7 protein-coding genes are annotated in these 9,604 nt (G+C 44.6%); 2 read left to right on the top strand and 5 right to left on the bottom strand.

From position 1 onward, the window contains the following. The first annotated feature begins 142 nt into the window (after positions 1 to 142). Both GTW09_RS11640 and GTW09_RS11635 read left to right on the top strand, forming a co-directional pair. A complete protein-coding gene (locus tag GTW09_RS11640; RefSeq protein ID WP_163112026.1) occupies positions 143 to 841 on the top strand; it encodes a PEP-CTERM sorting domain-containing protein in 699 nt (232 codons plus the stop codon). A gap of 203 nt (positions 842 to 1,044) precedes the next feature. Beyond that, positions 1,045 to 2,727, top strand: a complete 1,683-nt coding sequence (locus GTW09_RS11635) for an amidohydrolase (protein ID WP_163112025.1) — start codon at positions 1,045 to 1,047, stop codon at positions 2,725 to 2,727. A gap of 5 nt (positions 2,728 to 2,732) precedes the next feature. Here the strand turns inward: GTW09_RS11635 and GTW09_RS11630 are convergent, their stop codons facing one another. The 5 genes from GTW09_RS11630 to GTW09_RS11610 all read right to left on the bottom strand — a co-directional run bounded on the left by GTW09_RS11630 (position 2,733) and on the right by GTW09_RS11610 (position 9,513). Beyond that, a complete protein-coding gene (locus GTW09_RS11630; protein ID WP_163112024.1) occupies positions 2,733 to 3,617 on the bottom strand; it encodes an acyl-CoA thioesterase in 885 nt (294 codons plus the stop codon). 308 nt (positions 3,618 to 3,925) lie between these two features. Next, on the bottom strand, positions 3,926 to 4,228 hold the full coding sequence (locus GTW09_RS11625; RefSeq protein WP_163112023.1) for a DUF3240 family protein: 303 nt from the start codon (positions 4,226 to 4,228) through the stop codon (positions 3,926 to 3,928). Beyond that, positions 4,221 to 7,289 (bottom strand): efflux RND transporter permease subunit, encoded by a 3,069-nt coding sequence (locus GTW09_RS11620; protein WP_163112022.1) that lies wholly within the window; start codon positions 7,287 to 7,289, stop codon positions 4,221 to 4,223. Before GTW09_RS11620 ends, GTW09_RS11625 begins: the two co-directional genes overlap by 8 nt. After that, positions 7,286 to 8,335: an efflux RND transporter periplasmic adaptor subunit gene (locus GTW09_RS11615; protein WP_163112021.1), complete on the bottom strand. Its 1,050-nt coding sequence runs from the start codon at positions 8,333 to 8,335 to the stop codon at positions 7,286 to 7,288. The genes GTW09_RS11620 and GTW09_RS11615 overlap by 4 nt, the downstream gene beginning before the upstream one ends. Further along, complete coding sequence (locus tag GTW09_RS11610) at positions 8,332 to 9,513, bottom strand: hypothetical protein (RefSeq protein ID WP_163112020.1); 1,182 nt, start codon at positions 9,511 to 9,513, stop codon at positions 8,332 to 8,334. The genes GTW09_RS11615 and GTW09_RS11610 overlap by 4 nt, the downstream gene beginning before the upstream one ends. Positions 9,514 to 9,604: the final 91 nt, after the last annotated feature.

Below are 9,604 nucleotides of genomic sequence, written 5' to 3'. Positions count from 1 at the left end.
CATCAACTTCTTTTAACACCCCAATAATCTGAGATTCTGTATATCGTGATTTTTTCATAGTCGTCTCCTGCATTAATCATTGCAGAAAACTCTAATTATGTCTGTCTCAGTTTAGGGGAAGTGGACACAAGCATCTGCGGGTATGATTGTAGATGGCATTACCGATATTAACTTCGGTACTACAATCGACTGGTCTGGAATCTGTTCAGATTGCTTAAGTGAGAAAGGTGATAAGTCGTATAAAGATGCAACACCAGTGTCAGGTAACATTAGATTGGATGGATTTGTTGCAGGTGAAGATTTTGAGATTACCTCTTCAAACTTTTTATCTTTTAAATATAACGGCCCCTCACATCATGTTGATAATTTGATAATCAACAACGCTCTATATTCAAACGACGATATTTGGATTGATGCTTCAGACCAGATGCTTAGTTTGCCTGAAGAAAATTTTTTCTATGCTAAGTTTGAAGGGGTAAAACTTCCTGAAGGAGAGCATTCTGTGTTTGCCGAGAACCTTATTGCATCAGGTTTTATTTTAGGCAACTTATCAGAGTACAGCCTAAAATTGTCATTCGATACGTATGTTCCTGTCGATGAAAGTGGTGATTACATAAAACTGAGCTCTTTAGTCAACACTGGTGAAGTGGTAAATATGCAACTCGTTCAATTTAACATAAATTTCGACAGCACTGGTGAGTGGACCATTCAGGCAAATGGAGTGCCGTTTGATATTGGCAACAGCGCTAAAGCATCTATAGCCTCGGTACCAGCACCTGCATCTCTGGCGATTTTTGCATTCGGTCTTATAGGCTTAGTAAGCTTTCGTAAAAAAGCTTAAAAGTTAATTCCATAATACGGACTGTAAAAAAGCACTTTTAGTGCTTTTTTTTGCTCTCCAATTATACGCAGCAAGTGCATTTACAATCTACGATTGGCTAAAAACTAAATAGATACAAAAGCTAGCTATATTGCTAGCCTAGCAAAAGCGGCCTTGGTGGGCCCCTTCCAATTTTGTCGCCCTACAGTTTTTAAGGTACAACCATGCGCATAGAGCATTACTTCACTGTTATAACGTTATCACTTTTTAGTATTGTGTGCGCTGCATGCGAAAAAGCCGATTTAGTACTTCATAACACCACCATATATACCGCCAACGATGCGCAGTGGACCGCTGAGGCCATGGCTAGCTTAGACGGTAAAATAGTGTTCGTAGGCGCAAACGAAGCGGCCAAAAAGTATATGTGCGGCAAAGCCAACATTATTGATATGGCTGGCAATACAGTTTTTGCAGGCTTTACTGATGGGCATCAACACCTAGAAGGTGTAGGTAAACGTACCAAAACCTTAAGTCTTTTCGGGCTACCTACGTTAAAGCAAACCGTACAAGAAATAGAAAATTGGGCAAGCAGCATACCCGAAAACAATTGGGTATTAGGCCGCGGCTGGATAGAGCGGGAATGGACTGATGAACAACGCTTTTTAACCAAGCACGATGTAGATGCTTTTACGAAAAATAAGCCGCTTTTCATGCCCCGTGCCGATGGTGTATCGGCACTAGTAAACAGTAAAGCACTGCAGCTAGCAGGCGTAAACCGAAATACCCCCGATCCTGAAGGCGGTAAATTTGAGAGAGATGCAACGGGTGAGCTAACAGGCTACGTGCTGGCCAACGCTATGAATGTGTTTCGCAACATTATTCCTCAAGAAACCGATGAGTATCTGAAAGACAATTTACTCAAAGGCATGCAGGTTAATGTGTCGATGGGCTGGACTCAAACGCACGATGCCGGTATGTCGTACAGACTTGTAGATTTAATGCAGCAATTGCATGAAGAAGGCGAAATGCTGCATCGAATTTATGCGGCTATTCCGGTTCAGGAAGCGCAGCAGCGCTTTAAGCGCGGGCGTGAAAAAACAAATGATGACATGTTGGATGTACGCGGAATTAAAGTGTTTATAGACGGTACATTAGGGTCGCGTGGCGCGGCCTTAATCGAGAACTATTCCGATGCTGCGCACAACGGCTTTATGAATAGAATAACTCAACAAGCATTGGTGCCTATTTTGGAAGAGGCGTTGAAAGCGGGGGTTCAAATTCAAACCCACGTTATTGGAGATAGGGCGGTTCGTTCACTGCTTAACTGGTATGAAAACGCATACACCGCTGTACCAAAGTCGCAGTGGGAAAACCAAGATTTGCGGTGGCGTATGGAACATGCTCAGGTTATTACGCCAGACGATCAGCAGCGATTTGTTGAGCTAAATGTATTGCCTTCAATGCAACCTAGCCACGGCATTGGCGACTTAAACTTTGCTAGAGAGCGCTTGGGAGACGAGCGGTTAGCTTATGCCTATCCTTGGAAAAGCTTAGTAGATAAAGGGCTAAAAATTATTGCAGGTTCAGACGCGCCGGTAGAAGTAGGCGACCCGCGCATTGAGTTTTATGCAGCTGTGGCCCGTAAAAGACTCGACGGAACGTTAGGTGAGGGCTGGCACCCCGAATTAGCGGTTTCACGAGAAACTGCGCTTAAAATGCTTACCATTTGGCCTGCTTATGGCGCGTTTCAAGAACATCTGCGCGGCTCGGTAGAAGTGGGCAAGTATGCCGACTTTACCGTGTTTAACCGCGACATTATGACGGTAGATGAGGCTGATATTCTCTCAGCGGATGTAGTGATGACTATTGTAAATGGGCAGGTGGTTTACACGCGAGAAGGCAAGTAAAAATATTACTTGATACGAATCAAGCCTTCTTGCGCTACCGATGCGACCAACTCACCCGATTGTGTGAAAATGCTTCCTCGGTTAAGACCACGACCATTGCCCGACCAAGGCGTATCCATCAAATACAATAACCACTGGTCGGTTTTAATGTCATTAGCGTGGAACCATACGGTATGGTCTATGCTGGCAGTGGCTACATTTTCATCCATCCACAACATGCCGTGTGGACGGCCACTTGTACTTAGTAATGTTAAGTCGGTAGCGTAAGCCAATATTGCCCTATGCAGCGCGGCGGTATTTGGCAGCGTTTCTTTTGCTTTAAACCAGGTGGCCTGACTCAGTTTTTTATCGCTTCGTAAAAAGTGGGCTTCTTCGTTAATGGGCCTCACCTCAATAGAGCGATACCGGTTAAGCATAGAATAAACGTGCTCGGGTAACGAGCCTTTGTGCTTATCTGCCAGTGCATTTTCGTTAAGCAGACTATCGGGTGGAGGAACATCATCTGGCATTTCAATTTGATGCTGGTATCCGTCGCTTTTACCTTGAAACGAGGCGATTAAATTGAAAATTGGCTTGTTGTTTTGCAGGGCAACTACTCTGCGGTTGCTAAAATTGCGGCCGTCTAGGTCGCGATGTACTATGTACGTTATATCGTGATCGCAGTCACCCGGACGGATAAAGTAGTTATGGCAAGAGTGCACAAGCTTGTCGGCGGACACGGTTTTCGATGCAGCCATCAGGGCCTGCGCTAATACTTGGCCGCCAAAAACGCGACCAGTAGATGATGCCAACCTATGCCCTAAAAACTCATCATTTTCCGATGCACTAACATCTAATGCTTTTACATCTAGCAGTTCGGTTAACCAATACGTTGCCGGCAATTCCTTCATATTGTTCCTTTATCGCGAGCTAGTCACAGCAATTTAGATATAGCGATTGGTGGCAGAACTCACGACTTGTATTCACCTAATAAACATCATGCGTCAGCGCCAATCTGCACCTAAATACCTTATTAACTATAAAGTGAAACGCCTTTTATTTGTGGCTATTTTTGAGGAATTCCCATCATAAATTTGATTACTCAACTATAAGTTAGTCAGAAGCTATTGAGCTTTGGTGTTCAGCAAAAATCGATAGCCCCTTATATTCTCAGCTCTTGGTAATTGCGGTATTAATTTTTATGCGGGTTAAAAGAGGGTTATATATGCCCATGTGAAAGAACAGGCGATACCACATAACGCATAGGGTTATGTGTGTTAACACTTTGCAGTGCGCTAATAATAGCATTGGTGTCTTTATCGCTATGCAGAATATCAAGCTTCCAAAGCTGCCGCCCGCCAGCTACTTGTTCAGCAAGGTCCAATTTTGCATTGTCACGACTGTAACCAAAGCATGGCGATATCGAAAAGCCGGAAATACAGGTAAGTGGTAATAAGCAATCTATTACATCTTCTTTGCGCTTTTGTTCAACATAAACAGTAAGGTTAACTGTTTCAGGCATGTTTCCTTCGCTCCCAGTAATAGTAGCCAATGGGCAATAAATACAGTGTTATAAACGTAGAGGTAATTAATCCGCCAATTACTACAATAGCCAAAGGTCTTTGTATTTCAGCGCCCGGGCCACTGGCGAATGCAAGTGGAAGTAGACCAAACATCGCCGTTGTTGCCGTCATCAAAATAGGCCGTAACCTTGCTACCGCGCCGCTTTTTACTAATTCATAAAGCGGCATGGCTTTACCTTTAAGATCCTCATAATAAGAAATCATAACTACGCCATTGAGTACGGCTACACCTAAAAGTGCAATAAACCCAACTGAGGCGGGTACCGAAAGGTATTCACCGGTCACAAACAACCCAAATACACCGCCCATCAAAGCAAACGGCACGTTAGCCAGAATAAGCAACGCTAGTGACCACCTTCCAAATATGGTAAATAGAATAAGGATAATGATGACTATTACGATGGGAATAACAGTCATCAGGTTTTTACTGGCCCGTATTTGATTTTCAAATTCGCCACCATATTCTACTGAGTAACCTGCGGGCAAATTGATGGTGCTAGCTACCGCATTGCGCACTGAGTCAACAAACCCTACCAAGTCGCGGCCTTCAACATTCGATGTCACTACCGAAAAGCGAAGTGCTTTTTCGCGCTCTATAATGGCCGGGCCTTGGGTACGCTTGATATCTGCAAGGGTGGATAGAGGCAGCATCTCATTGTTTGGCATTAAGATCATCAGGTCTTTTAATTGTACTGGCGAAGTAAATAAAGCTTCGCCACGGTTAAGATCGCCAAAATATATGGGTGTTCTCACGCGCCCTTTAATGACGTCTCCCACGTGAAGCCCCGAAACTTGCATTTTCAAGTATTGCGACAGTGAGGATGTGCTCATGCCATAGTCTAGTGCAATTCCCGGTTTAGGAATTACGCTAAGAAAGTCTCCACCTTCAATTAGTGTAGCGGTCACGTCTACTGCGCCATCTTGGTTGCGCACTATGTCTGCTATCTCATTGGCTGTGGTTGATAACTGCGTAAAGTCGCTACCGAAAATTTTAATTGCCAGAGTACCGGTTGTACCGGTAAGCATTTCTGACACGCGCATTTGTATAGGCTGGGTAAACCCAATATTCATACCAGGAAAGTGCGCAAGAGCATCGCGAATAGCTGTTTCAAGTTCGCCCTTGTTTTTAAAACGCCATGTGTCGGGCGGTGATAGCTGCAAAAATATATCGGTTTCATTAAGCCCCATTGGATCTAACCCTAATTCGTCAGACCCTGTTCTTGCAACAATATGTTTTATCTCAGGAAATTCAGACAGCAAAGCAAGCTCTACCTGCTTATCTAATGCTAGCGAAGAGGCCAATGAAATAGTGGGCGATTTTTCTAATTGCACAATAATGTCGCCTTCGTCCATCACCGGCATAAAGGTTTTACCTAAATGGCCGAACAACACGCCACTTAACAACAAAAGGCATAGCACACCAGCTACCAGCAATTTACTGTGGGCTAACAGTACGCCTAGCGAATGGCGATAAAGTGCTTGAAGTTTAGTTAAGTAACCTGGGGTAGTGCCGTCCTTATTGGTAAGCACATAAGATGCAACAACGGGAATAAGCGTTAGCGCAGTCAGCAGCGATGCCAGCATGGCGTACACAATAGTCATTGCCACTGGCGAGAAAAGCTTTCCTTCTAAACCGGTAAGCGTAAGTAGAGGCACAAACACAACAATTACAATCGCTGTTCCCGCTATGACCGGGACGGCAACAGCACGTGTTGCTCTGTAAATAAGGTGCAGCCGGGGTAAATTTTGCGCCTTACCAAGTTGAGATACGGTGTTTTCTACTACCACTACTGCGCCATCAACCAACATACCGATAGCGATAACCAGCCCGCCTAAACTCATAAGGTTTGCGGTTAACCCGGTTACTTTCATGGCCAAAAAGGTGAGTAGCACCACCACAGGTATAACAAGTGCCACAACGAAAGACGCGCGCACGTTACCTAAAAATAACCCAAGCACTAATATAACGATAATTACTGCTTGCCCTAGCGCACTTGTAATAGTACCAACCGCAGTATCAATTAGGGTTTTACGATTGTAAAAAACCTCGAGGGTAGTGCCTTCAGGTAATGTTTTTTCAATAGCTGCAAGCTTCGCCATTACATTATTAACAACCTCAGCGGTATTGCTGTCTTTTAATGCAACAATGAGGGCTTGCGTAGTTTCTTTTCCGTCGCGTGTTACACCACCGTAACGGGTTAAGCTGCCAAGCGAAATAGTACCCAGTTGACGAAGGGCGATGGGTTCGTTTTGATAGTTGCCAACAATGATATCACCCAGCGTGTCGATAGATGTGGCTCGCCCTTCGGTGCGGATCACTAGTGAATCTACGCCTGCCTTTATTCGCCCTACACTGCCATTTACATTGGCTTGCTGAAGTGCACCCGACAGTTGGTCAATATTAAATTCAAAAGCGTTTAATTTGGCAATGTCGGGGGCAAACTGAAATGTTCTGGTGTAACCACCCAATACGTTTACATCGGCCACACCCGCAACGGTGCGAAGTGCCGGTCTTATCTCCCAGTCGAGGATCGATTTGCGTTCTTGTAGAGATAATGAAGGGTTTTCAATGGTAAACATAAACATTTCAGATAGCGGCGTGCTCATTGGCGCAATGCCGCCTTCAGCAATGCTGGGCAATATTGAGCTAACAGCGGCTAACCTGGCGTTCACTTGCTGTCTAGCCCAATAAATATCCGTACCTTCTTCAAAATCTAAAGTGATAGAAGTAATGGCGTACTTTGTTGTCGAGCGCAGAATGGTTTGATGAGGTATACCTAACAACTCAACTTCAATAGGTTGAGTAATTTGTGCTTCCATTTCCTCGGCGGTCATGCCGTCGGCCTTCATAATTACTTTCACTTGGGTTGGCGATATGTCGGGGAAAGCATCTACCGGCAGCGTTTGCCAAGCGCGATAGCCAAAAAATATCAACGCTAAAAAAATACATAAGATGAAAAGTCGTTGAACAAGGGCAAACTGAACAATGCGGCCTATCATTCAATACCCCCAAGGCCCAGTAAAATTCCCTGAACCGCGCTTATTGAGGACGTAAGTACTTCATCGTTATTTGCCAAATTCGGTGCCGTGAAAACCGCGCTATCGTTATCTGTGTTTCCAATAAGAGTGATGGGCACCGCTTTGAGCGTGTCATCGTGGCGAACAAATATCGATGCTTGACCATGTAAATAAAAGACGCTGGCCGCTGGAACAGAATGAGCAGATACCGACAGCTTTACCCGCACATTAACTTGTGCGCCAAGTTGCAATGCGCAGCCTTCAGGCAGTGGCGCCGACCATACACGCACAAAAAAGCGATGGCTAATTTTTTCTATCTTTTCAATTTCAACACTGCATGAGTCAGTGTACATGGCCTCTACAAATTCCTTTTCAGACTCCTTCACAAGGGTGGTAAGGCGAATAGAGTTTGGGTTAACAATGGCACCTAACTGGGTTTCTGTAGCCTGGGTTTCTATATCAGTAGGTGCTTGCTCAGGAAGCATAAATATACCTTTTGATGGCGCCAATAGATAACCCATATCCTCGTCTGAATGAGGCTCAAACATTTCCGCGAAATGATTCAGGTGCCCCCATGTCAGTTGAGCGTCATAATATTGCTGCGCAATGTTAAGCCACTTGTCTTGTGAAATTGCATTCACTGACGCAAGTTCGCGATTTTTATCAAAACGCGATTTTGTTATTTCGAGCAGTGCTGTTTTAGCCGCTAAATTGTCGCGAAAATGATGGACTTCGCTGCCGCTTAACATTGCAATGCGTTGGTTTTGTTTTACGTTTTGGCCATGTGCCACTAAATACTCTATTTTTTGTGGGTCCATGGGCGATATTATTCGAAGAGGTGAACCAGGCAGTACTTTTACTATGCCAGTGGAAGCTGGCTTTTCCATCGCACTCACTGCATTGATTGGAGTGTAAGTAAGCGATAATTTACCTAGATTATCCAGCGATACTGAGCTGCTTGCATGCACATCACAAGCTAACACCATTGAAAATAAAACCAGTAAATAACGAAAAGTGGTGTAGTTCACAGTGCAACTCCTGCAATCTGATTAAGTTTAGACGCAGCTTCCGCGCGACGTACTTTCATTTTTTCTAATGCTAAAATAGTATCCTGCTGTGAAAGCAACTGTTCTAGCCACACTACTTTGGGCAAGCTGTCAGCCTGCTTTAAATATAAGGCTGCAATCTCTTCACCGAGTGTCACTTGTTTCGACAGCACTTTTTCAGCCTCCTTTGTATATTCATAGGTGGCTGTGGTTTCGCTGAGTTGCTGCTGTATGCGTGCATACGTTGTAGCCAGTGAACCATTTAATGCATTGCTAGCGTCTCGCCAGAGGGCGTAATCGTTAACCGACGTAGTATCACTTCCAGTTAGCGGAATATTCACACTCACGCCAAGTAAATTATCGTTGCCAGCGGGCCCTTTTAGCTGTCGGGCAATAATGCCCAACGTCCATGGTGCAAGCGACTGGTCGGCAAAGTCATAATTCAAATTTAACTGTTGCTGACTTAATAAAAGTAACGTGAGTTCTGGGTGTGTTTGAATTGCGTTACCAATGTTCGGTATCACCGTTTCTTGTGGCGAATCAGGTAGGTCCTGAGTTCCCGCAATTTCTCTGTAGCGCTGTTTTGCATTGTTTAGTGCAATCTTCGCTTGAGATAGTGTGAGTTGATGAGACAACTTCTCTTGCTCCCACCGCAGAAGTGTAGCACGGTCAAGTTCACCACTTTGAGACTGCTTTTGTATGCTGACGTCTAGCGAATCAATCCACTTCTGCTTTTCCTGTAACCCCTCAAGTTCGGTTTGAGCCATCACTCGCCGCCATAGCGACTCTCTCAGTAGGCCGCTCGCTAACAATGAAAATCGTTTTTCCCGTGCCTTAATAAACCGCTGAGTTAATTCAGATTGCTGCTCGTCAAGCTCCCGGCCTTTCGGAGGCCTAAAGGGTAAAAATACACCAACTTCATACTCGTCTTCGCCATTGCTGGTGTTACTTGGTAGCGCAATAATTTGTAGTGATGCCGGCCCTTGCAGCCAGTGATTTACCGCTTTTGCTTCACGCTCTAGGTGATCGGGATTGTTTTGATTGAGTTGGGTAAGTCGCGTGCGTGCACCGTCGTAGATATCGGGTAAGGTTTTCGCAACACTGCTACCGCTTACCATCAGCAAAACTGAAAAAAAGAGGAATGTTAAGTAGTGAGTCATAAGTTCTCGTTGTAGAAGCGCACGCAATTTATTTTAGGTGCATTCATGTTTACAGACGCTAATGACAATACGGTAAATAGGGCAGAAAAGA

The sequence above is a fragment of the Alteromonas hispanica genome (assembly GCF_010500915.1).
In the GTDB taxonomy this organism is placed as follows: domain Bacteria; phylum Pseudomonadota; class Gammaproteobacteria; order Enterobacterales; family Alteromonadaceae; genus Alteromonas; species Alteromonas hispanica.
The sequence above is the reverse complement of the archived record's forward strand: the minus strand, read 5'-3'. Positions and strand labels throughout refer to the sequence as shown.